Below are 22,083 nucleotides of genomic sequence, written 5' to 3'. Positions count from 1 at the left end.
TGCCCCTTGCCGGTCAGTCCCGGTTCTGTACGTGCTGGTAGCCGAAGCGGCCCTTGATGCAGAGGTTGCCGTGGGTCACCGGGTTGTCGTGCGGCGAGGTGACCTTCACGATCTCATTGTCCTGCACATGGAGCGTGAGGTTGCAGCCCACTCCGCAGTACGCGCACACCGTCGTCGTCGCGGTCTGCCGCTCCTCGTCCCACGTCCCGGCGGCCCGCATGTCGAACTCCGACTTGAAGGAGAGGGCGCCCGTGGGGCACACCTCGATGCAGTTGCCGCAGTAGACGCACGCCGAGTCGGTCAGCGGGCCGTCGTGCTCCACCGCGATCCGGGCGTCGAAACCCCGGCCGGAGACCGAGATGGCGAAGCTGTTCTGCCACTGGTCGCCGCAGGCGTCCACGCACTTGTAGCAGAGGATGCACTTGCCGTAGTCCCGCACGTACAGGTCGTTGTCGACGCGCGGCTCCTCGTCGACCCGCGCCGCGTCCGGGCCGAAGCGGTCCGGCTTCGCCTCGTACTCCTTGATCCACTGCGCGACCGACGGGGTCGTCGACAGGTCGACCGAGGACGCGAGCAGTTCGAGCACCACCTTGCGGCTGTGCCGGGCGCGCTCGGTGTCCGTGCGCACCACCATGCCCTCCTCCGCGCGGCGCGAGCAGGCCGGGGCGAGCGTCCGGGCGCCCTCGACCTCCACCACACAGACCCGGCAGGCGTTCTTCGGGGTGAGCGTGTCGCCCTGGCACAGGGTCGGGACGTCCTTCCCGGCGGCCCGGCAGGCGTCCAGGATCGTCGACCCCTCGGGGACCCGGGCCTCCTGCCCGTCGAGGGTGAACTCCACCAGCCGGCGCGGCACTCCGAGCGGTATCGCGGTCATTCGTACGCCCCCAGACGGTCGATGGCGGATTCCACGGCGTTCCACGCGGTCTGCCCCAGACCGCAGATCGAGGAGTCCCGCATCGCCCGCCCGACCTCCCGCAGCAGTGCGACGTCCCCGGCCGCGGCGGCACCCGTGCGGTCCGCGATCCGGTGCAGCGCCTCCTCCTGACGCACCGTCCCGACCCGGCACGGCACGCACTGCCCGCACGACTCGTCGCGGAAGAACTCGGCGATGCGCAGCAGCAGCCGGGGCAGCGGAACGGTGTCGTCGAAGGCCATGACGACTCCGGAGCCGAGCGTCGTGCCGGCCTCGCGGGTGCCCTCGAAGGTGAGCGGGATGTCGAGCTCGTCGGGGCGGACGAACCCGCCGGCCGCCCCGCCCAGCAGCACCGCCCGCAGGTTGTCCCGGACACCGGCGAGCGTGAGCAGCTCGCCCAGCGTCGCGCCGAAGGGGAGTTCGTACACGCCTGGCCTGCGCACGCTGCCCGACACGCAGAACAGTTTCGGCCCGGTGGACGCCGGCGTGCCGATCGCCGCGTACGCCTGGGCGCCCATGGTCAGGATCGGCAGGACGTTGACCAGCGTCTCGACGTTGTTCTCCACCGTCGGCTTGCCGAACAGGCCCTTCTCCACGGGGAACGGGGGCTTGGAGCGCGGCTCGCCCCGGTAGCCCTCGATGGAGTTGAACAGGGCGGTCTCCTCACCGCAGATGTACGCGCCCGCGCCCCGCCGGATCTCGATGTCGAAGGCGTAGCCCTGGCCGAGGACGTCGTCGCCGAGCAGGCCGCGGGCGCGGGCCTGCGCGAGGGCGTGGGTGAGGCGGGCGAGGGCGCGCGGGTACTCGCCGCGGAGGTAGAGGTAGCCGCGGTGCGCGCCCGTCGCGTAGGCCGCGATCGTCATCGCCTCGACCAGGGCGTACGGGTCGCCCTCCATCAGGACGCGGTCCTTGAAGGTGCCCGGCTCGGATTCGTCGGCGTTGCAGACCAGGTAGTGCGGGTGGTCGGGCTGGGCGGCGGTCGCCTGCCACTTGCGTCCGGTGGGGAAGGCGGCGCCGCCGCGGCCGACCAGACCGGCGTCGGTGACCTCGCGGATGACGCCCGCGGGGCCGAGGGCGAAGGCGCGGCGCAGGGCGGTGTAGCCGCCGGCGGCGCGGTAGGCGTCGAGGGAGGCGGGGTCGGTGGTGCCGATCCGTTTGAGCAGGGTGAGGGTGGGGTCGCCGGTCTGCGGGACCGCGAGGGCGGGGGCGGGTTCGGGCGGGGCGTCCTCGGGGGTGGTGGCCGCGGTGATGGCGGCCTCGGGGGTCGCGGGGGCGGTGACGGCGGTGGCGTAACGGGTTTCTCTCCCCCGCCGCCCCTTCCCGTTCCCGACCCCGGGGGCTGCCGCCCCCGGACCCCCGCTGTCGGCCTGGACGGCCTCGTCCTCAAACGCCGGACGGGCTGGAGTGCCCGCGCGTATCGCCAAGGCGGCGGGTGCTCGTTCGCACAGGCCCAGGCACGGGGAGCGTTCGACCTTGACGCCGTTCTCCGGGCCCAGGCGTGCCTCCACCGCCGCGCACAGCTCGCTCGCGCCCGCCGTCGCGCACGCCAGGTCGGTGCAGACGTGGAGGACCGTCGCCGGGCGGGGACGGACCGAGAACATGGCGTAGAACGTGGCGACGCCGTACGCCTCGGCCGGCGGCACGGTGAGGCGGCGGCACAGGTAGTCCAGGGCGCCCTCGCTGATCCAGCCGATCCGGTCGTTGAGGGCGTGCAGTCCGGGCAGCAGCAGGTCGCGGCGGTCCCGGGCCTCGCGGCCGCCGCGGGCCCACCTCAGGTCGGCATCGGAGCGGTCGGCGCCCTCCCAGGACGACTCGGGCGGGCCGAGCAGGGCGTCCACGGCCGCGCGTTCCTCGTCCGTCGGCTTGCCGTCACCGAAGCGCAGGTCCACCGGTGCTCACCTTCTCGATCCGGATCGCCGAGGCCTTGAACTCCGCCGTCCCGGCGATGGGGCAGTTGGCCTCGATGGTCAGCTGGTTGGTGTCCACCTCGTCGGGAAAGTGGAAGCTCATGAAGGCCAGCCCGGGGCGCAGCGCCGTGTCGACCCAGACGGGCGCCAGCAGCGAGCCGCGCCGCGAGGTCACCCGCACCTCCTCGCCGACCACCACCCCGTAGCGCTCGGCGTCCTCGGGGCACAGCTCGACGGACTCGCCACGGCGCAGCGGGGAGGCGTAACCGCCGGTCTGCACACCGGTGTTGTAGGAGTCGAGGCGCCGGCCGGTGGTGAGCCGGATCGGGTACTCCTCGTCGGTGAGGTCCACGGGCGGGTCGTGCGCCACGATCCCGAAGGGCGCGGGCAGACCACGCAGGGCCGGGTCCGGCTCCCACAACCTGCCGTGCAGATAGGTGGGTTCCAGTGCCTCGGTGCTCGGGCACGGCCACTGGATGCCCTGGTGCTCCTCCAGGCGGGCGTACGTCATCCCGTGGTGGTCCGGGGACAGGGAACGCAGTTCGTTCCAGACCGCCTCGGCGTCGGCGTACTTCCAGTCGTGGCCGAGGCGGGCCGCGAGGTCGCAGAGGATGTCGATGTCCTCCCGGGCCGTGCCGGGCGGGGTCACCGCCTTGCGGACGCGCTGGACGCGGCGTTCGCTGTTGGTGGTGGTGCCGTCGGTCTCCGCCCAGCCGGCCGTCGCCGGCAGGACCACGTCGGCCAGTTCGGCGGTCTTCGTCAGGAAGATGTCCTGGACGACGAGGAAGTCCAGGGCCCGCAGCCGGCGGATCGCCTGTTCGCTGTCGGCCTCCGACTGGGCCGGGTTCTCGCCGATGCAGTAGACGGCCCGCAGCGAGCCCTCCTCCATAGCCTCGAACATCTCGGTCAGGGTGAGGCCGTGGTGCGGCTGGATGACCGTGTCCCAGGCCGACTCGAACTTCAGCCGGACCTCCGGGTCCAGCACGTCCTGAAAGCCGGGCAGCCGGTTGGGGATGGCGCCCATGTCCCCGCCGCCCTGCACGTTGTTCTGGCCGCGCAGCGGCTGGAGGCCCGAGCCGTAGCGGCCGACGTGGCCGGTGAGCAGGGAGAGGTTGATCAGCGCGCGGACGTTGTCGGTGCCGTTGTGGTGCTCGGTGATGCCGAGGGTCCAGCACAGCTGGGCGCGCTCGGCGCGGGCGTAGGCGTGCGCCAGTTCGCGGATGGCGGCCGCCGGTACGCCCGTCACCTTCTCGGCGAGGGAGAGCGTCCAGGGCTCGACCAGCGCCCGGTACTCGGCGTAGCCGGTGGTGGCCCGTTCGATGAACGCCTCGTTGGCCAGCCCGGCGTGGATGATCTCGCGGCCGACCGCGTGCGCCAGCGGGATGTCCGTGCCCACGTTGGGCCCGAGCCAGCTCTCCGCCCACTCGGCGGTCGAGGTCCGGCGCGGGTCGACGGCGTACATGCGGGCGCCGGCCCGGATGCCCTTCAGCACGTGCTGGAAGAAGATCGGGTGCGCGAAGCGGGCGTTGGAGCCCCACATCACGATCAGGTCGGTGTGCTCGACCTCCTCGTACGACGAGGTACCGCCGCCCGATCCGAAGGCGGCCGACAGGCCCGCGACGCTGGGCGCGTGGCAGGTGCGGTTGCAGGAGTCGACGTTGTGGGTGCCCATCACCACCCGGGCGAACTTCTGCGCCACGTAGTTCATCTCGTTGGTGGCCCGGGCGCAGGAGAACAGCCCGAAGGCGCCGCGCGCCGCGGCCAGGCCCCGGGCGGTGCGGTCCAGCGCCTCGTCCCAGGTGGCGGGGCGGAAGGGCGCGTCGCGCGAGTCCCGGACGAGGGGGTGGGTGAGCCGGGTGTAGGTCTTCGGGTTCCGGTCCCGGCGGTTTCGTTGGCGTTGGCTCATGCGGCGCTCCTCAGCGCGAGCAGGTCCGACAGGGCGTGCACGGTGCGCAGGGTCGGCACCGGGACCCCGGTGATCTCCGCCAGCTCGACGACGGCCGCGAGCAGCACGTCCAGTTCGAGCGGCTTGCCGCGCTCCAGGTCCTGGAGCGTGGAGGTGCGGTGGTCGCCGACCCGCTCGGCGCCCGCGAGGCGGCGTTCGATGGAGACGCCGACCTCGCAGCCGAGCGCGGCGGCCACCGACAGCGTCTCGGTCATCATGGTCTCGATGACCTGCCGGGTGCCGCCGTGCAGGCACATCTGCCGCATGGTGGCGCGGGCCAGGGCGCTGATCGGGTTGAAGGAGATGTTGCCCAGCAGCTTCAGCCAGATGTCGCCGCGCAGGTCGGGCTCGACCGGGCACTTCAGGCCGCCCGCGCGCATCGCCTCGCTGAACGCCAGACACCGTGCCGAGACACCGCGGGCGGGCTCGCCCACGGAGAACCGGGTGCCTTCCACGTGCCGGACGACGCCCGGCTGTTCGAGTTCGGTGGCCGCGTAGACCACGCAGCCCACGGCCCGTTCGGGCGCGAGCACCGCGCTGACCGCGCCGGCCGGGTCCACGCTCTCCAGCCGGCGCCCGTCGTAGGGGCCGCCGTGGCCGTGGAAGTACCACCAGGGAATGCCGTTCTGGGCGGCCACGACCGCCGTGGTGTCGTGCAGCAGCGGCTCGATCAGCGGCCCGCACGCCGCGTACGAGTTGGCCTTCAGTCCCAGGAACACGTAGTCGGCCGGGCCGACTTCGCTCGGGTCGTCGGTGGCGCGGGGGTGCGCGGTGAAGTCGCCGCGCGGGCTGCGCACCTGTACCCCGTACTGCCTCATGGCCGCCAGATGCGGTCCACGGGCGATGAGATGCACGTCGGCGCCCGCACGGTGGAGCGCGGCACCGACGTAGGCGCCGATCGCCCCGGCGCCGAGGACTGCGACTTTCATGACGGGAAGCTCCGTTCGGTCGAGGGATACCGCGGAACTGCCGAACGAGATGTCGACGAAATATTGTCTACAGTATGGAGGTTGGCGCAGCAAGGCTTTGTGCAGCACTAGTGGTTGTGCGCTCAACAGTCTTCTCAAGCGCTTTCCCAGTCCATACGGTTGGGGACCCATGAGTCCCCCCGTCGCACCCCCGGGCTGGAGCCGCTGGCTCGTTCCCCCGGCAGCACTCTCGATCCATCTCTCCATCGGTCAGGCCTATGCCTGGTCCGTGTTCAAACCGCCTCTGGAATCAGCGCTCGGCCTCAGCGGCACCCAGAGCGCGCTCCCCTTCCAGCTGGGCATCGTCATGCTCGGCCTGTCGGCCGCGTTCGGCGGCACGCTCGTGGAGCGGCACGGCCCGCGCTGGGCGATGACCGTCGCCCTGGTCTGCTTCTCCTCCGGCTTCCTGATCTCCGCGCTCGGCGCCGCCGTGGAGCAGTACTGGCTGATCGTTCTCGGCTACGGCTTCGTCGGCGGCATCGGCCTCGGCATCGGCTACATCTCACCCGTCTCGACCCTGATCAAGTGGTTCCCGGACCGGCCGGGCATGGCCACCGGCATCGCCATCATGGGCTTCGGCGGCGGCGCCCTCATCGCCTCGCCCTGGTCGGCGCAGATGCTGGAGTCCTTCGGCACCGACAGCTCGGGGATCGCCCTCGCCTTCCTCGTGCACGGACTGGCGTACGCCGTCTTCATGCTGCTCGGCGTGCTGCTGGTGCGGGTGCCGCGCACCAAGGAGCGGGCGGACGGCACCCCGGTCGCCCTGGAGGGCGTGCAGGTCTCGGCGCGCGCCGCCCTGCGCACCCCGCAGTTCTGGCTGCTGTGGGTCGTGCTCTGCATGAACGTGACGGCCGGCATCGGCATCCTGGAGAAGGCCGCTCCGATGATCACGGACTTCTTCGCCGACACCTCCACACCGGTGTCGGTGACCGCCGCCGCGGGCTTCGTCGCCCTGCTGTCGGCGGCCAACATGGCGGGCCGGATCGGCTGGTCCTCGACCTCCGACCTGATCGGACGCAAGAACATCTACCGCGTCTACCTCGGCGTCGGCGCGGTGATGTACGCGCTGATCGCCCTGTTCGGCGACGCCTCCAAGCCGCTGTTCGTCCTGTGCGCCCTCGTCGTGCTGTCCTTCTACGGCGGCGGTTTCGCGACCATCCCCGCCTATCTGAAGGACCTCTTCGGCACCTACCAGGTCGGAGCCATCCACGGCCGGCTGCTCACCGCCTGGTCCACCGCCGGTGTGCTCGGTCCGCTGATCGTGAACTGGATCGCCGACCGGCAGGAGGAGGCCGGACGGCACGGCTCGGCGCTGTACGGCACCTCCTTCGTCATCATGATCGGGCTGCTGGTGGTCGGCTTCGTCGCCAACGAACTCGTCCGCCCGGTCCACGCCCGCCACCACCTGCCCGCCACCGAGGCACCGAAGGAGGCCGCCGATGTCCCCCGAGAGCAGCCAGAGTCCGCCTGACGTGCCCGACCGGCGGCCGCTGATCGCCTTCACCTGGCTCTGGGTGGGCGCACCGCTCGTCTACGGGCTGTACGAACTCGTCCGCAAGGCGACCCAGCTCTTCACCGGGTAGCCGAAGCCGACGTGGACGGACGGGGGAGGACGGGAACGGGTGCCCCGTCGGCGCCGGGATGCTGACCGAAGCCGACAAGCCGGGCGCCCGTTTCCTGTCGTATCACCTGCCGTCGTACCCGTCGGTCACTGATCACACTGGTGGATCCCGTACCCGAGGCAGCGAGGACTCCACCCATGCACCAAGGCTCCCGGATCACCGCCGTCGGCCACTACCAGCCCGCCCGGGTCCTGACCAACGAGGACCTGGCGGGCATGGTCGACACCAGTGACGAGTGGATCAGGAGCCGGGCGGGAATCCGGACCCGACGGATCGCCGGGCCGGACGAGCCGGTCGACGAGCTGGCCGGCCACGCCGCCGCCAAGGCGCTCGCCTCGGCCGGTCTGACCCCCGCCGACGTGGACATGGTCGTGGTCGCCACCTCCACCGCGATCGACCGCTCCCCGAACACCGCCGCCCGCGTGGCGGCCCGCCTCGGCATGCCGGGCCCCGCCGCGCTGGACCTCAACGTCGTGTGCGCGGGCTTCACGCACGCCCTGGCCACGGCCGACCACGCGGTCCGGGCCGGTTCGTCGAGCCGGGCGCTGGTCATCGGCGCGGACAAGATGTCCGAGGTGACCGACTGGACCGACCGCACCACCTGCGTGCTGGTCGGCGACGGTGCGGGGGCCGCGGTCGTGGAGGCCTGTGCACCGGGCGAGGAGCCCGGGATCGGCCCCGTGCTGTGGGGCTCGGTGCCCGAGATGGGCAACGCGGTCCGCATCGAGGGAACGCCCCCGAGGTTCGCCCAGGAGGGCCAGAGCGTCTACCGCTGGGCGACCACGCGGCTGCCCGCCATCGCCCGCCAGGCCTGCGAGCGCTCCGGCCTCGAACCCGCCGACCTCGCGGCGATCGTCCTGCACCAGGCCAACCTGCGCATCATCGAACCGCTCGCCGCGAAGATCGGCGCGGCCCGCGCCGTGGTCGCCCGGGACGTCGTCGAGTCCGGCAACACCTCCGCGGCGAGCATCCCCCTCGCCCTCTCCAAGCTGGTCGAGCGCGGCGAGATCACCACCGGCGACCCGGTCCTGCTCTTCGGCTTCGGCGGCAACCTCTCCTACGCCGGCCAGGTCGTCCGCTGCCCCTGAACGGCCCCGCCGGACCCTTGATGTGACGTGGCCTACACCTCGGTTCCCCGCCCACTGCGCGCCGTAGACTGTAGACGAAAGACAATCGATACTTCCCCGTACGGGGTTGTATTGCCGGCTTTCGAGGGGGACCGATGTTGTCCGCAGGACTGCCGCAGGGCGCGGTGCCCAGGCTCGAACGCCCCGGCCCGCTGCGCGACCGGGTCTACGAGGCGCTGCTCGAACTCATCACCACCCGCGCCCTCCAGCCGGGCCAGCACCTCGTCGAGAGCGAACTCGCCGGCCACCTCGGGGTGTCGCGGCAGCCCGTGCGGGAGGCCCTGCAGCGGCTCAACACCGAGGGCTGGGTCGATCTGCGCCCGGCGCAGGGCGCGTTCGTGCACGAGCCGACCGAGGCGGAGGCGGACCAGCTCCTGACGGTGCGTACGCTCCTGGAGGCCGAGGCGGCCCGGCTCGCCGCCGCCAACGCCGGCCGGGCGGGCGTGACCGCGCTGGAGGAGTTGTGCGACGAGGGGGAGCGGGCCGTCGCCGCCGACGACGTGGACGCCGCCGTCGTCCTCAACGCCCGATTCCACGCGAAGATCATGGACCTGGCGAGCAACGCCGTCCTCGGTGAACTGGCCGCACAGGTCGACCGCCGGGTCCGCTGGTACTACACGCCGATCGCCCGGCAGCGCGGCCGGCAGTCCTGGATCGAGCACCGCGGGCTGATCGCCGCCATCGCCGATCGGGACGAGCAGACGGCGACCCGGCTGATGCGCGAGCACACCGAGCACACCCGGCGTTCGTACCACGCGCGCGAAGAATCCTGAGGTCGGAGCCTGTACGGAAGCCGCCCGGCGGACCTGCCGGGCGGCTTCGTCGTGCCCCTGCACGGCCGACGCCACCCCCGCCTTTGTCCACTCAGTGGAGAAAGTTCGCAGTAATTCGTGCGTGACTTCTTCCCACACCCGGCGCCCACTGCTACGTTCCCTCCGAAAGCAGGCCACGGAACGTGGCCGGAAACCGGCACACTCAAGGCCGATTGAGGCGGGGAGGGGCTCGTGAGACGCATGACCGCACGACCCGCCAACACCCACCAGGCGCGACTGCTCCAGCTGTTGCGCGACGGCGGGCCCAACTCCCGCGCCCAGCTGGGCGACCAGGTCGACCTCTCCCGGTCCAAGCTGGCCGTGGAGGTGGACCGGCTGCTGGAGACGGGGCTGGTCGTGGCCGACGGACTCGCCGCCTCGCGCGGCGGGCGCCGCAGCCACAACGTCCGGCTCAACCCGGAACTGCGCTTCCTCGGCGTCGACATCGGCGCGACCTCGGTCGACGTCGCCGTCACCAACGCCGAGCTGGAGATCCTCGGCCACATCAACCAGCCCATGGACGTACGCGAGGGACCCGTCGCGGTCTTCGAGCAGGTGCTGTCCATGGCCGCAAAGCTGCGGGCCTCGGGACTCGCGGAGGGCTTCGACGGCGCCGGCATCGGCGTCCCGGGGCCAGTCCGCTTCCCCGAGGGCGTGCCGGTGGCTCCGCCGATCATGCCGGGCTGGGACGGCTTCCCCGTGCGGGAGGCGCTCAGCCAGGACCTCGGCTGCCCGGTCATGGTCGACAACGACGTCAACCTGATGGCGCTGGGAGAGCAGCACGCGGGCGTCGCCCGCACCGTGCACGACTTCCTCGTCGTCAAGATCGGTACCGGCATCGGCTGCGGCATCGTCGTCGGCGGTGACGTGTACCGGGGGACCACGGGCAGCGCGGGCGACATCGGGCACATCCAGGCCGTGCCCGACGGACGCCAGTGCGCCTGCGGCAACCGGGGGTGCCTGGAGGCCCACTTCAGCGGCGCGGCGCTGGCCCGCGACGCCATGGAGGCCGCCGAACAGGGCGCCTCGGCCGAACTCGCGAACCGGCTGGAGGCGAACGGCGTCCTCAGCGCCGCCGACGTCGCCGCCGCGGCCGCCGCGGGCGACGCCACCGCACTCGACCTGATCCGCGAGGGCGGCCGCAGCACGGGCCAGGTCATCGCGGGCCTGGTCAGCTTCTTCAACCCGGGCCTGGTGGTGATCGGCGGCGGGGTGACCGGCCTCGGCCACAACCTGCTCGCCGCGATCCGCACCCAGGTCTACCGCCAGTCGCTGCCGCTGGCGACCGGCAACCTCCCCATCGTCCTGGGGGAGTTGGGCCCCACCGCCGGAGTCATCGGCGCGGCCCGCCTGATCAGCGACCACCTGTTCTCACCCGCGTAGGCACCGTTCGCTACCTCAGCCACGCTCCACCAGTACAGCGCTCTGCCCTGCTCTGCCCCGCTCTGCCCTGACACCGGCCCGCATGCCCGCCGAGGGGACCTCACATGGCACCAGAACCACCGCTGCTCAGCATGTCCGGCATCACCAAGTCGTTCCCCGGAGTCCGGGCCCTGGACGGCGTCGACCTCGACGTCCAGGCCGGCGAGGTGCACTGCCTGCTCGGCCAGAACGGCGCCGGGAAGTCCACGCTCATCAAGGTGCTGGCCGGCGCCCACCAGCCCGACACCGGCACCATCCGCTGGCGCGGCGAGGACGTCACCCTGCGCTCGCCCATCGCGGCCATGCGCCTCGGCATCGCCACCATCTACCAGGAACTCGACCTGGTGGAGCACCTGTCGGTGGCCGAGAACGTCCACCTCGGCCACGAGCCGACCAGCGCCGGCTTCGTCGTGCGCGGAAGGGCGGCGAAGACCTCGACGGCCCAGCTGCTGAAGCGGCTCGGGCACCCCGAGGTCGACCCGGGCCGGCTGGTCGGGGACCTCTCCGCGGCGCAGCAGCAGATCGTGTCCATGGCGCGGGCACTCTCGCACGACGTACGGCTCATCGTGATGGACGAGCCGTCCGCCGCGCTCGACCCGGACGAGGTCGACAACCTCTTCCGCATCGTCGCCGACCTCACCGCGGACGGCGTCGCCGTCGTCTACATCTCGCACCGCCTGGAGGAGATCCGCCGCATCGGCGACCGGGTCACCGTCCTCAAGGACGGCCGGGCGGTGGCGGGCGGGCTGCCCGCCAAGGAGACGCCCACCCGCGAGGTGGTGGCGCTGATGACGGGACGCAACGTCGAATACGTCTTCCCGGAGCGGCCCGCCGCCCCCGGCACCGGTGAGCCGGTGCTGAGCGTCCGCGGACTGACCCGGCACGGCGAGTTCGCCCCGCTCGACCTGGAGGTGCGGCCCGGCGAGATCGTCGGCCTCGCCGGACTCGTCGGCTCCGGCCGCTCCGAGATCCTGGAGACGGTCTACGGCGCCCGCAAGCCGAACGCCGGACAGGTCCTCGTCGACGGACGGCCGCTGCGGCCGGGCAGCGTGCGCGCCGCGGTCCGCGCCGGACTCGGCCTCGCCCCCGAGGAGCGCAAGGCGCAGGCCCTGCTGATGCTGGAGTCCGTCACCCGCAACGTGTCGGTCTCCGCCATGTCCCGCTTCTCGCGCGGCGGCTGGATCGACCGCGGCGCCGAACTGAAGGCGGCCCGCGCCGCGACCCGCGAACTGTCGCTGCGGCCCGACAACCCCACCGCGCCGGTGCGCACCCTCTCCGGCGGCAACCAGCAGAAGGCGGTCCTCGCCCGCTGGCTGCTGCGCGGCTGCCGGGTCCTGCTGCTCGACGAACCCACCCGCGGCGTCGACGTGGGCGCCCGCGCGGAGCTGTACGCCGTCATCCGGCGCCTCGCCGACGAGGGCCTCGCCGTCCTGCTGGTCTCCAGCGAGGTCCCCGAGGTCCTGGGCCTGGCCGACCGGGTGCTGGTACTGCGCGAGGGAAGCGTCGTGCACGAGGCCCCCGCCCGCGAACTCGACGAACACCGCGTACTCGACCTCGTGATGGAAGGAAGCCCGGCGTCATGACGCAGCACGTGTCCCCGCCGCGGGACGGCACCGGCAAGGCGGCACCGGTGGACACCCGGCCCGCCTGGAAGAACCTGACGGCCGGCGCCGACGTCCGCACCCTCAGCCTGCTCGGCGTGCTCGCCGTCCTGGTCCTCATCGGCGGCATCACCCAGCCCGACTCGTTCCTCGACACCCGCAACCTCCAGCTGGTGCTCACCCAGGCGTCCGTCATCGGCGTCGTCACCGTCGGCATGACCTTCGTGATCATGTCCGGGGGCATCGACCTCTCCGTGGGCGCCATCGTCGCCCTGTCCTCGGTGTGGGCGACCACCGTCGCCACCCAGGACTTCGGCTTCGCCGGCATCCTCTTCACCGCGGTCGTCGTCGGAGTGGGCTGCGGCCTGGTCAACGGCGTGCTCATCGCGTACGGCACGATGGTCCCGTTCATCGCCACCCTCGCCATGCTGGCCTCGGCACGCGGCCTGGCGCTGCAGATCACCGACGGGCGCACCCAGGTCGTCACGGTGCCGGGCGTCCTGGACCTCGCCGAGCGGGACTCCTACGTACTGGGCATCCCGCCGCTGGTCCTGGTCTTCGCGGCGGTCACCGTCATCGGCTGGCTGGTGCTCAACCGGACCACCTTCGGCCGCCGCACCGTCGCCGTCGGCGGCAACCCGGAGGCCGCCCGGCTGGCCGGCATCGACGTCCGCCGCCAGCGGCTCTACATCTACCTGCTCTCCGGGCTCTGCTGCGGCATCGCCGCCTTCCTGCTGATCGCCCTGGCCGGCTCCGGACAGAACACCAACGGCAACCTCTACGAACTCGACGCCATCGCCGCCGCGATCATCGGCGGCACGCTGCTCAGCGGCGGGCGCGGGACCATCATCGGCTCCGTGCTCGGCGTCCTGATCTTCACCACCATCACGAACATCTTCGCCCTGAACAACCTGCAGACCGACGTGCAGCAGATCGCCAAGGGCGCGATCATCGTCGCCGCCGTGCTGGTCCAGCGCCGTACCGCAAGCACGCATTGAGGAAAGGGTTCACCGTCATGACGAAGCTCACGAGTCGCAGAGGGCTGCTCTTCGGAGCCGCCGCCGTGTCCGCCGGTGCCGTCCTCACCGGGTGCACGAGCAACGACCCGGACGACGGCGGCGACAAGGCGGCGGACACGCAGCCGGCCGCCGACGACAAGCCCGGCAAGCAGGTCACCATCGGCTACGCGGGTCCGCAGGCCGACCACGGCTGGCTCAACGCCGTCAACGACCAGGCGCAGAACCGCGCCAAGAAGTACTCGGACGTCAGCCTCGAGGTCACCGAGGGCTCCAACGACACCGCCCAGCAGATCGGCCAGATCGAGACCCTCATCAACAAGAAGGTCGACGTCCTGGTCATCCTGCCCGCGGACGGCAAGGCCCTCACCCAGATCGGCCTCAAGGCGATGCGTGCCGGCATCCCGGTCGTCAACCTCGACCGCATCTTCAACTCCCCCCAGGCCTACCGCTGCTGGGTCGGCGGCGACAACTACGGCATGGGTCTCAACGCCGCCCACTACATCGGCGAGAAGCTGAAGGACAAGCCGGACGCCAAGGTCATCGAGCTGGCCGGCATCGACAACCTCGAACTGACCCAGCAGCGCACCCAGGGCTTCGACGACGGTCTGAAGAACTACCCGAACATCAAGAAGGTGGCCCGCCAGGCCGCCGAGTTCACGGTCGAGTCCGGGCAGTCCAAGATGGCCCAGCTGCTGCAGGCCCAGTCGAGCTTCGACGCCCTGTGGAACCACGACGACGACCAGGGCGTGGGCGCCCTGCGCGCCATCGAGCAGGCCGGACGCGACGACTTCCTGATGGTCGGCGGCGCCGGCGCGCTCTCCGCCTTCCAGGCCATCAAGGCCGACAGCGGCGTACTGAAGGCGACGGTGCTCTACCCGCCGACCATGGCGGCCTCCGCGATCGACCTGGCCCGCGCCCTCGGCCAGGGCAAGGGCGTCAGCGGACTCGCCGAGTTCGAGATCCCCTCGACGGTCACCTGCTACTCGGCCGTCGTCGACAAGGAGAACGTCGACCAGTACATGTCCACGGGCTTCAAGTGACGGGTCTTAAGGACCCGGCCCCGGCAGCGGCCTGACCAGCCCGCCGGGGCGGGTCCCACCCCCCACCGCGCCACCACGACGAGGAGGACATCCGCATGGGACAGCCGCAGCAGCCCGAGGGGGCCGGGGCAGCAGCCGCCGGGACCGGAACCGGTGCTACGGGGGCATCCGCGAACAGACCGCCCCTGCGCGTCGGCATGGTCGGCTACGCCTTCATGGGCGCCGCCCACTCCCAGGGCTGGCGCACCGCCGGCCGGGTCTTCGACCTGCCGCTGAACCCGGTGCTGGCCGCGATCTGCGGGCGGGACGCCGACGCCGTCCGCACGGCGGCCGACCGGCACGGCTGGCAGAGCACCGAGACGGACTGGCGTGCCCTGGTCGAACGGGACGACATCGACCTCGTCGACGTCTGCACCCCCGGCGACAGCCACGCCGAGATCGCGCTGGCCGCGCTGGCCGCCGGCAAGCACGTGCTGTGCGAGAAGCCGCTGGCCAACACCGTCGAGGAGGCGGAGGAGATGACGCGCGTCGCCGAGGAAGCGGGCGCGCGCGGCCAGCTGGCCATGGTCGGCTTCAACTACCGCCGGGTGCCCGCCACCGCGCTGGCCCGGCGGATGGTCGCCGAGGGGCGCGTCGGACGGCTGCGGCACGTGCGGGTGACCTACCTCCAGGACTGGCTGGTGGACCCCCAGGCCCCGCTCACCTGGCGGCTGCGCAAGGAACTCGCGGGATCGGGGGCGCTCGGCGACCTCGGCGCCCACATCGTCGACCTGGCCCAGTACCTGACGGGGGAGAGGATCGCGGGCGTCTCCGCCCTCACCGAGACCTTCGTACGTCAGCGCCCGCTGGCCGCCGGCGCCGCCAGGGGCCTGACCGCGGGCTCGGCGGACGGCGCCACGGGCGAGGTCACCGTCGACGACGCCGCCGTGTTCACCGGCCGCCTCACCTCCGGCGCCCTGGTCTCCTTCGAGGCCACCCGGTACGCCACCGGCCGCAAGAACTCCCTGCGCATCGAACTCAACGGTGAGCGCGGCTCGCTCGCCTTCGACCTGGAACGGCTCAACGAGCTGTCGTACCACGACGGTACGGAGCCCGGGGAGCACGCCGGGTTCCGCCGCATCCTCGTCACCGAGCCCGAGCACCCCTACCTGGACGCCTGGTGGCCGCCGGGCCACGGACTCGGCTACGAGCACACCTTCGTGCACCAGGCGCGCGACCTCGTCCACGCCGTCGCCGAGGGCCGCCGCCCCGAGCCGTCCTTCGCCGACGGACTCCAGGTGCAGCGGGTGCTCGCGGCGGTCGAGGAGAGCGCCGCGAAGAACTCCGTCTACACCCCGATCGCCCCCTGAGGAGGCTGGCAGCGACATGCCGCGCAACTTCACTCTCTTCACCGGTCAGTGGGCGGACCTGCCCCTGGAGGAGGTCTGCCGCCTCGCCCGCGACTTCGGCTACGACGGCCTCGAACTCGCCTGCTGGGGCGACCACTTCGAGGTCGACAAGGCCCTCGCGGACCCCTCCTACGTGGAATCCCGGCACCAGCTGCTCGACAAGTACGGGCTCAAGTGCTGGGCCATCTCCAACCACCTGGTCGGCCAGGCGGTCTGCGACGCCATCATCGACGAACGCCACGAGGCCATCCTGCCCGCCCGCATCTGGGGCGACGGGGACGCCGAGGGCGTGCGGCAGCGCGCCGCCGCCGAGATCAAGGACACGGCGCGGGCCGCCGCCCGCCTCGGCGTCGACACCGTCATCGGCTTCACCGGCTCGGCCATCTGGCACCTGGTCGCCATGTTCCCGCCGGCGCCCGAGTCCATGATCGAGCGCGGCTACCAGGACTTCGCCGACCGGTGGAACCCGATCCTCGACGTCTTCGACGCGGAGGGCGTGCGGTTCGCGCACGAGGTGCACCCCAGCGAGATCGCCTACGACTACTGGACCACGCAGCGGGCCCTGGAGGCGGTCGGCCACCGGCCCGCCTTCGGGCTGAACTTCGACCCCTCGCACTTCGTCTGGCAGGACCTCGACCCGGTCGGCTTCCTGTGGGACTTCCGCGACCGCATCTACCACGTCGACTGCAAGGAGGCCCGCAAACGCCTGGACGGCCGCAACGGCCGCCTGGGCTCCCACCTGCCCTGGGGCGACCCGCGGCGCGGCTGGGACTTCGTCTCGGCCGGCCACGGCGACGTCCCCTGGGAGGACGTCTTCCGCATGCTCCGCTCCATCGACTACCAGGGGCCCGTCTCCGTCGAGTGGGAGGACGCCGGCATGGACCGGCTCCAGGGCGCCCCCGAAGCCCTCACCCGCCTCAAGGCCTTCGACTTCGAGCCGCCCAGCGCGTCCTTCGACGCCGCGTTCAACAGCTGACCCACGCTTCCGGCAGTCGGCCGGGAAGGGGGCCGGTGAAAGCACCGGTCCCCGGTCCGGCCTGTCCGGATCCCGCTTTGTCCTGAGTTGGGAAAAAGTTCAAACAAGTCCCGGCCCAAGGGGTGTTGGCCCCGGACGAACGCGGTTACCGTCCCTGAAGTGTTCAGGACACTCACGCCTCCGGGGTGACGGCGCACCCCGGCGCCCGCATCGCACGTCATCGCACCCGTTCCGTACGGCCCACCCGTTCCCGGAGGGACTTCGTGCACAGAAGCAGACTCAAAAGCACCAGGACCACGAGGCGTCCCAGGCTCCGCACCACCCTCGCCCTCTTCACCGGCCTGATGCTGGCCGTGGGCGCCCCGGCGACCGTCGCCGGCGCTCACCCCGGCCACCCGGAGCACGACGAACCGGCGGCCGAGGGACAGTTCCAGCAGGTACCGCTCGCCAAGGGCGAGCCCGAGATGGGCGAGCCGATGTCGCTCGCCGTGCTCCCGGACCGCAGCGTCCTGCACACCTCGCGCGACGGCACGCTCCGCCTGACCGACCAGGGCGGCGTCACCAAGGTCGCCGGCAAGCTCGACGTCTACAGCCACGACGAGGAGGGCCTCCAGGGCGTCGGCATCGACCCGGACTTCGCGAACAACCGGGCGATCTACCTCTATTACGCCCCGCCCCTCGACACCCCCGCGGGCGACGCCCCGGAGACCGGTACCGCCGCGGACTTCGCGAAGTTCGACGGTGTCAACCGCCTCTCCCGCTTCGTCCTCAAGCCCGACGGCACCCTCGACCAGGCCAGCGAGAAGAAGGTCCTGGACGTCTCGGCCTCCCGCGGCACCTGCTGCCACGTCGGCGGCGACATCGACTTCGACGCCGAGGGCAACCTCTACCTGTCGACCGGTGACGACACCAACCCCTTCGCCTCCGACGGCTTCACGCCGATCGACGAGCGGGCGGACCGCAACCCGGCCTTCGACGCCCGCCGCAGCGCCGGTAACACCAACGACCTGCGCGGCAAGATCCTGCGGATCAAGGTCGCCGAGGACGGCTCGTACACCGTCCCGGAGGGCAACCTCTTCGCCCCGGGCACCGAGAAGACCCGTCCCGAGATCTACGCGATGGGCTTCCGCAACCCGTTCCGGCTGAACGTCGACGAGGAGACCGGCACGGTCTACGTCGGCGACTACGGCCCCGACGCCGGTGCCGCCGACCCGAACCGCGGACCGGCCGGGCAGGTCGAGTTCGCCAAGGTCACCAAGGCCGCCAACTTCGGCTGGCCGTACTGCACGGGCAACAACGACGCCTACAACGACTACGACTTCGCCACCGGCACGTCCGGTGCCAAGTTCGACTGCGCCGCGCCCAAGAACACGTCCCGGCACAACACCGGACTCACCGACCTGCCGCCCGCCGAGGCCGCCTGGATCCCGTACGACGGCGCCTCCGTGCCCGAGTTCGGCACCGGCTCCGAGTCCCCGATGGGCGGACCGGTCTACCGCTACGACCCGGACCTCGAGTCCAGCGTGAAGTTCCCCGAGGAGTACGACGGCGACTTCTTCGCGGGTGAGTTCGGCCGCCGCTGGATCAAGCGGATCGAGCAGAACGCCGACGGCACGGTCGCGAAGATCAACGACTTCCCGTGGACCGGCACGCAGATCATGGACATGGAGTTCGGCCCCGACGGCGCGCTCTACATCCTCGACTACGGCCTCTCCTGGTTCCAGGGCGACGAGAACTCCGGGCTCTACCGGATCGAGAACGCCGCGGACGGCTTCTCCCCGATCGCCGAGGTGAGCGCCGACAAGACGTCCGGTGCGGCCGGACTGAAGGTCAAGTTCACCGCGAGCGCCAAGGACGCCGACTCCCCGGACCTCACCTACAGCTGGGACTTCGGCGACGGCACCAAGGGCGAGGGCCTGACCCCCACCCACAAGTACAAGAAGGTCGGCACCTACACCGCGACCTTCACCGCCAAGGACCCCGAGGGCAACACCGGCAGCGCCAGCGTGCGGGTCGTGGTGGGCAACACCGCGCCCACGGTGACCATCGAGACCCCCGGCAACGGCACCCTGCTCCCGATGGGCGAGCCCATCCCGTTCAAGGTGAAGGTCACCGACCCCGAGGAGACGATCGACTGCTCCAAGGTCAAGGTCGCCTACAGCCTCGGCCACGACTCCCACGCCCACGAGCTGACCAGCGAGATGGGTTGTGAGGGCACCCTCAAGCCGCCGCCCGGCGACGGCGGTCACGACCCCAACGCCAACATCTACGGCGTCGTCGGCGCCAGCTACACCGACGGCGGGGCCAACGGCCAGGAGGCCCTGACCGGCACCGCCCGCACCGTCATCCAGCCCCCGCACCGCCAGGCCGAGCACTTCGCCGGCCAGTCGGGCGTCTCGGTCATCGACAAGACCGGGGCCAACGGCGGCAAGACCGTCGGCAACATCGAGGACGGCGACTGGATCTCCTTCAGTCCCTACAAGTTCGACGGCCAGAAGAAGCTGACCGTACGCGCCTCCTCCGGCGGCGCCGGCGGCTACCTCGAGGTGCGCACCGGCTCGCCCGAGGGCCCGCTGCACGGCTCGGCGTACGTCCCGCCGACGGGCAGCTGGGAGACCTTCCAGAACGTCGACGTACCGCTGCGGGCCCTGCCCAAGAAGACCACCGACGTGTACCTGGTCTTCCGGGGCGGCGACGGAGCCCTCTACGACGTGGACGACTTCGAGTTCTCCACCGAGCCCTTCAAGGCCGGCAAGAAGGTCCTCGTCTTCTCCAAGACGGCCGGCTTCCGCCACGACTCCATCCCGGCGGGCATCGCCGCGCTGAAGGAGATCGGCGCCCCCGCCGGCATCTCCGTCACGGCGACCGAGGAGGCCGGGCAGTTCACCACCGCCAACCTCGCCAAGTACGACGCGGTCGCCTTCCTGTCCACCACCGGTGACGTCCTCAACGCCGCTCAGCAGACGGCGTTCGAGAACTACGTCAAGAACGGCGGCGGCTACCTGGGCATCCACGCCGCCGCCGACACCGAGTACGACTGGAAGTTCTACGGCGGCCTGGTCGGCGCCTACTTCGACTCGCACCCGGCCATCCAGAAGGCCACCGTCCGCGTCGAGGACCACGACCACCCGTCCACCGCGCACCTGGACGACGCCTGGGAGCACACGGACGAGCTGTACAACTACCGCACCAACCCGCGCGAGCAGGCCAAGGTCCTCGCCACCCTGGACGAGACCACCTACCAGGGCGGCAACATGAAGGGCGACCACCCGATCGCCTGGTGCCAGCCCTACGAGGGCGGCCGCGCCTTCTACACCGGCCTCGGCCACACCAAGGAGTCCTACGCGGACGAGGCCTTCCGCGGCCACCTGCTCGGCGGCATGCAGTACGCCACCGGCCAGGTCAAGGCGGACTGCAAGCCGAGCAAGGACTACCGGGACATCTTCAACGGCCAGACCCTGGAAGGCTGGAAGCAGGCCGGCCCCGGCACGTTCGACGTCAAGGACGGCACGCTGGAGTCCAACGGCGGCATGGGACTGCTCTGGTACCAGGCCAAGGAGCTGAAGTCGTACTCCCTCAAGCTCGACTGGAAGATGCAGGGCGACGACAACTCCGGGATCTTCGTGGGCTTCCCCGCCTCCGACGACCCCTGGTCCGCGGTGAACAAGGGCTACGAGATCCAGATCGACGCGACGGACGCGCCGGACCGCACCACGGGGTCCGTCTACTCCTTCAAGTCGGCCAACATCAAGGCCCGTGACCAGGTTCTGCGGCCGCCCGGCCAGTGGAACTCCTACGAGATCAAGGTCCAGGGCGAACGCCTCCAGGTGTTCCTCAACGGAGTCAAGATCAACGACTTCACCAACAAGGACCCCGAGCGGAGCCTGACCGACGGTTACGTCGGCCTCCAGAACCACGGCGCCGACGACCAGGTCTCCTTCCGCAACATCCAGCTCAAGGAACTGCCCTCCTAAGGGCGATCAGACGGCGGCGGGCGGAGGACGCCGGACCTCCGCCCGCCGTCCCGCCGGGCCCCGCGCCCGGCCCCCGCTTCCGGCGCTCACATCCGGTTCGCGTACGACAAGGAGGCTGCCCATGTCCGCCGAACCGTTCCTGCCCACCCCCTCCACGGCCCCGCGGTTCGGCGTCTGGCTCATCGGGGCACGCGGCTCCGTGGCCACCACCGCGATCGCGGGCTGCGCCGCCGTCGCCGCCGGGCTCCACCCGGCGACCGGCATGGTCACCGAGACCGCGCCCTTCACCTCGTGCGGTCTGCCACCCCTGTCATCGCTCGTCTTCGGCGGTCACGACACCCTCGACTGCCCGCTGCCCAAGCGCGCCGAGCACCTCGCCGACGGCGGTGTACTGCCGCACGGCCTGCCGTCCGCGGTGCACGCCGAACTCGTCGCCGCCGACGGGGAGATCCGGCCCGGCGGTCCGCTGCCGGGAGCCCCCGCGCCCACCCAGGAAGCGCTGATCGACGCCTTCGCGTCCGACATCCGCGACTTCGTGCGCCGCCAGGACCTCGCGGGCGCCGTCGTCGTCAACGTCGCCTCCACCGAGCCCGCCCCCACCGACGACTCACTGCCGCCCAGCTCGCTGTACGCGGCGGCCGCCCTGCGCGCCGGCTGCCCCTACGTCAACTTCACCCCGTCCACCGGCCTGCACCACCCGGCGCTGGCCGGCCTCGCCGAGTCCTCCGGGCTCCCGTACGCGGGCCGCGACGGCAAGACCGGGCAGACCCTGCTCCGCTCGGTGCTCGGCCCGATGTTCCTCCAGCGGGCACTCGCCGTGCGCGCCTGGTCCGGCACCAACCTCCTCGGCGGCGGTGACGGAGCGGCCCTCGCCGACCCCGCCGCGGCCGCCGCCAAGAACGCCGGCAAGGAACGCGTCCTCGTCGACACGCTCGGTGCCGCGCCCGAGGGCGAGGTCCACATCGACGACGTGCCCGCGCTGGGCGACTGGAAGACCGCCTGGGACCACATCGCCTTCGACGGCTTCCTCGGCGCCCGGATGGTCCTCCAGACCACCTGGCAGGGCTGCGACTCGGCGCTGGCCGCTCCGCTCGTCCTCGACCTTGCCCGCCTCGCCGCCCGCGCCCAGGAGAAGGGGCTCTCCGGCCCCCTGAGCGAACTGGGCTTCTACTTCAAGGACCCGGTCGGCGACGGCCCGTCGTCCCTGGCGGAGCAGTACGCGCAGCTGCGGGCCTTCGCGGGGCGGTTGCGGGACGACGGGGGCGACGAGGCCGAGCAGGGGGTGCGGCGATGAGCCGCGCCAGTGCGCGGGACGCGTCCGGGTCGTCCGGGTCGTCCGCCTCCTCCCGGGTGCTCGCCGTACCCGGTG

Annotated in this window: 16 protein-coding genes; 12 read left to right on the top strand and 4 right to left on the bottom strand. The window is 71.6% G+C overall.

The genetic code is table 11. From position 1 onward, the window contains the following. Positions 1–13: 13 nt before the first annotated feature. The 4 genes from ACGF3J_RS18550 to ACGF3J_RS18535 are packed head-to-tail and all read right to left on the bottom strand — an operon-like array spanning position 14 to position 5,694. On the bottom strand, positions 14–874 hold the full coding sequence (locus tag ACGF3J_RS18550; RefSeq protein WP_161330810.1) for a 2Fe-2S iron-sulfur cluster-binding protein: 861 nt from the start codon (positions 872–874) through the stop codon (positions 14–16). Then, a complete protein-coding gene (locus tag ACGF3J_RS18545; RefSeq protein WP_393854307.1) occupies positions 871–2,802 on the bottom strand; it encodes an NAD(P)H-dependent oxidoreductase subunit E in 1,932 nt (643 codons plus the stop codon). The genes ACGF3J_RS18550 and ACGF3J_RS18545 overlap by 4 nt, the downstream gene beginning before the upstream one ends. Beyond that, positions 2,783–4,726, bottom strand: coding sequence for a molybdopterin oxidoreductase family protein (locus ACGF3J_RS18540; protein ID WP_161330812.1), 1,944 nt, complete (start codon positions 4,724–4,726; stop codon positions 2,783–2,785). Before ACGF3J_RS18540 ends, ACGF3J_RS18545 begins: the two co-directional genes overlap by 20 nt. Next, positions 4,723–5,694, bottom strand: a complete 972-nt coding sequence (locus ACGF3J_RS18535) for a 2-dehydropantoate 2-reductase (protein WP_393854306.1) — start codon at positions 5,692–5,694, stop codon at positions 4,723–4,725. The genes ACGF3J_RS18540 and ACGF3J_RS18535 overlap by 4 nt, the downstream gene beginning before the upstream one ends. 169 nt (positions 5,695–5,863) lie before the next feature. Between ACGF3J_RS18535 and ACGF3J_RS18530 the strand changes: the two genes are divergently transcribed. The 12 genes from ACGF3J_RS18530 (at position 5,864) to ACGF3J_RS18475 (ending at position 22,008) form a co-directional block, all read left to right on the top strand. Beyond that, positions 5,864–7,204 carry an OFA family MFS transporter gene (locus tag ACGF3J_RS18530; protein ID WP_393854305.1) on the top strand — a complete coding sequence of 447 codons (1,341 nt, stop codon included), beginning with the start codon at positions 5,864–5,866 and terminating at the stop codon, positions 7,202–7,204. Then, the gene (locus ACGF3J_RS18525) at positions 7,173–7,316 is read left to right on the top strand and encodes a hypothetical protein (protein ID WP_202558626.1); all 144 of its coding nucleotides are present in this window, start codon (positions 7,173–7,175) and stop codon (positions 7,314–7,316) included. Before ACGF3J_RS18530 ends, ACGF3J_RS18525 begins: the two co-directional genes overlap by 32 nt. 176 nt (positions 7,317–7,492) lie before the next feature. Beyond that, positions 7,493–8,443 (top strand): beta-ketoacyl-ACP synthase III, encoded by a 951-nt coding sequence (locus ACGF3J_RS18520; protein WP_122619002.1) that lies wholly within the window; start codon positions 7,493–7,495, stop codon positions 8,441–8,443. Positions 8,444–8,577: 134 nt separating this feature from the next. Then, positions 8,578–9,255, top strand: a complete 678-nt coding sequence (locus ACGF3J_RS18515) for a GntR family transcriptional regulator (protein WP_161330815.1) — start codon at positions 8,578–8,580, stop codon at positions 9,253–9,255. 240 nt (positions 9,256–9,495) lie between these two features. Then, positions 9,496–10,677: an ROK family protein gene (locus ACGF3J_RS18510; RefSeq protein ID WP_393854304.1), complete on the top strand. Its 1,182-nt coding sequence runs from the start codon at positions 9,496–9,498 to the stop codon at positions 10,675–10,677. Positions 10,678–10,781: 104 nt separating this feature from the next. Beyond that, positions 10,782–12,299 carry a sugar ABC transporter ATP-binding protein gene (locus tag ACGF3J_RS18505; RefSeq protein ID WP_393854303.1) on the top strand — a complete coding sequence of 506 codons (1,518 nt, stop codon included), beginning with the start codon at positions 10,782–10,784 and terminating at the stop codon, positions 12,297–12,299. Then, positions 12,296–13,315, top strand: a complete 1,020-nt coding sequence (locus tag ACGF3J_RS18500) for an ABC transporter permease (RefSeq protein WP_393854302.1) — start codon at positions 12,296–12,298, stop codon at positions 13,313–13,315. The genes ACGF3J_RS18505 and ACGF3J_RS18500 overlap by 4 nt, the downstream gene beginning before the upstream one ends. Positions 13,316–13,332: 17 nt before the next feature. Next, positions 13,333–14,376, top strand: a complete 1,044-nt coding sequence (locus ACGF3J_RS18495) for a substrate-binding domain-containing protein (protein WP_064730690.1) — start codon at positions 13,333–13,335, stop codon at positions 14,374–14,376. Between the two features lie 95 nt (positions 14,377–14,471). Beyond that, positions 14,472–15,725: a Gfo/Idh/MocA family protein gene (locus ACGF3J_RS18490; protein ID WP_393854301.1), complete on the top strand. Its 1,254-nt coding sequence runs from the start codon at positions 14,472–14,474 to the stop codon at positions 15,723–15,725. 16 nt (positions 15,726–15,741) lie between these two features. Beyond that, on the top strand, positions 15,742–16,740 hold the full coding sequence (locus ACGF3J_RS18485; protein WP_125494570.1) for a sugar phosphate isomerase/epimerase: 999 nt from the start codon (positions 15,742–15,744) through the stop codon (positions 16,738–16,740). A gap of 263 nt (positions 16,741–17,003) precedes the next feature. Then, a complete protein-coding gene (locus ACGF3J_RS18480) occupies positions 17,004–20,714 on the top strand; it encodes a ThuA domain-containing protein (protein ID WP_393854300.1) in 3,711 nt (1,236 codons plus the stop codon). A gap of 121 nt (positions 20,715–20,835) precedes the next feature. Then, positions 20,836–22,008 (top strand): inositol-3-phosphate synthase, encoded by a 1,173-nt coding sequence (locus ACGF3J_RS18475; protein ID WP_393854299.1) that lies wholly within the window; start codon positions 20,836–20,838, stop codon positions 22,006–22,008. Positions 22,009–22,083: the final 75 nt, after the last annotated feature.

It is taken from the genome of Streptomyces sp. NPDC048171 (assembly GCF_043202655.1).
Taxonomy (GTDB): Bacteria; Actinomycetota; Actinomycetes; order Streptomycetales; family Streptomycetaceae; genus Streptomyces.
Note: the sequence above shows the minus strand (reverse complement) of the source record. Positions and strands in the feature narration are given on the sequence as shown.

Excerpts from the sequence above, each read along its gene's own strand:
- ACGF3J_RS18520 (WP_122619002.1), top strand. The coding sequence starts at position 7,493 with ATGCACCAAGGCTCCCGGATCACCGCCGTCGGCCACTACCAGCCCGCC.
- ACGF3J_RS18500 (WP_393854302.1), top strand. The coding sequence starts at position 12,296 with ATGACGCAGCACGTGTCCCCGCCGCGGGACGGCACCGGCAAGGCGGCA.
- ACGF3J_RS18550 (WP_161330810.1), bottom strand. The coding sequence starts at position 874 with ATGACCGCGATACCGCTCGGAGTGCCGCGCCGGCTGGTGGAGTTCACC.
- ACGF3J_RS18530 (WP_393854305.1), top strand. The coding sequence starts at position 5,864 with ATGAGTCCCCCCGTCGCACCCCCGGGCTGGAGCCGCTGGCTCGTTCCC.
- ACGF3J_RS18505 (WP_393854303.1), top strand. The coding sequence starts at position 10,782 with ATGGCACCAGAACCACCGCTGCTCAGCATGTCCGGCATCACCAAGTCG.
- ACGF3J_RS18510 (WP_393854304.1), top strand. The coding sequence starts at position 9,496 with ATGACCGCACGACCCGCCAACACCCACCAGGCGCGACTGCTCCAGCTG.
- ACGF3J_RS18475 (WP_393854299.1), top strand. The coding sequence starts at position 20,836 with ATGTCCGCCGAACCGTTCCTGCCCACCCCCTCCACGGCCCCGCGGTTC.
- ACGF3J_RS18485 (WP_125494570.1), top strand. The coding sequence starts at position 15,742 with ATGCCGCGCAACTTCACTCTCTTCACCGGTCAGTGGGCGGACCTGCCC.
- ACGF3J_RS18490 (WP_393854301.1), top strand. The coding sequence starts at position 14,472 with ATGGGACAGCCGCAGCAGCCCGAGGGGGCCGGGGCAGCAGCCGCCGGG.
- ACGF3J_RS18525 (WP_202558626.1), top strand. The coding sequence starts at position 7,173 with ATGTCCCCCGAGAGCAGCCAGAGTCCGCCTGACGTGCCCGACCGGCGG.
- ACGF3J_RS18535 (WP_393854306.1), bottom strand. The coding sequence starts at position 5,694 with ATGAAAGTCGCAGTCCTCGGCGCCGGGGCGATCGGCGCCTACGTCGGT.
- ACGF3J_RS18515 (WP_161330815.1), top strand. The coding sequence starts at position 8,578 with ATGTTGTCCGCAGGACTGCCGCAGGGCGCGGTGCCCAGGCTCGAACGC.
- ACGF3J_RS18495 (WP_064730690.1), top strand. The coding sequence starts at position 13,333 with ATGACGAAGCTCACGAGTCGCAGAGGGCTGCTCTTCGGAGCCGCCGCC.
- ACGF3J_RS18540 (WP_161330812.1), bottom strand. The coding sequence starts at position 4,726 with ATGAGCCAACGCCAACGAAACCGCCGGGACCGGAACCCGAAGACCTAC.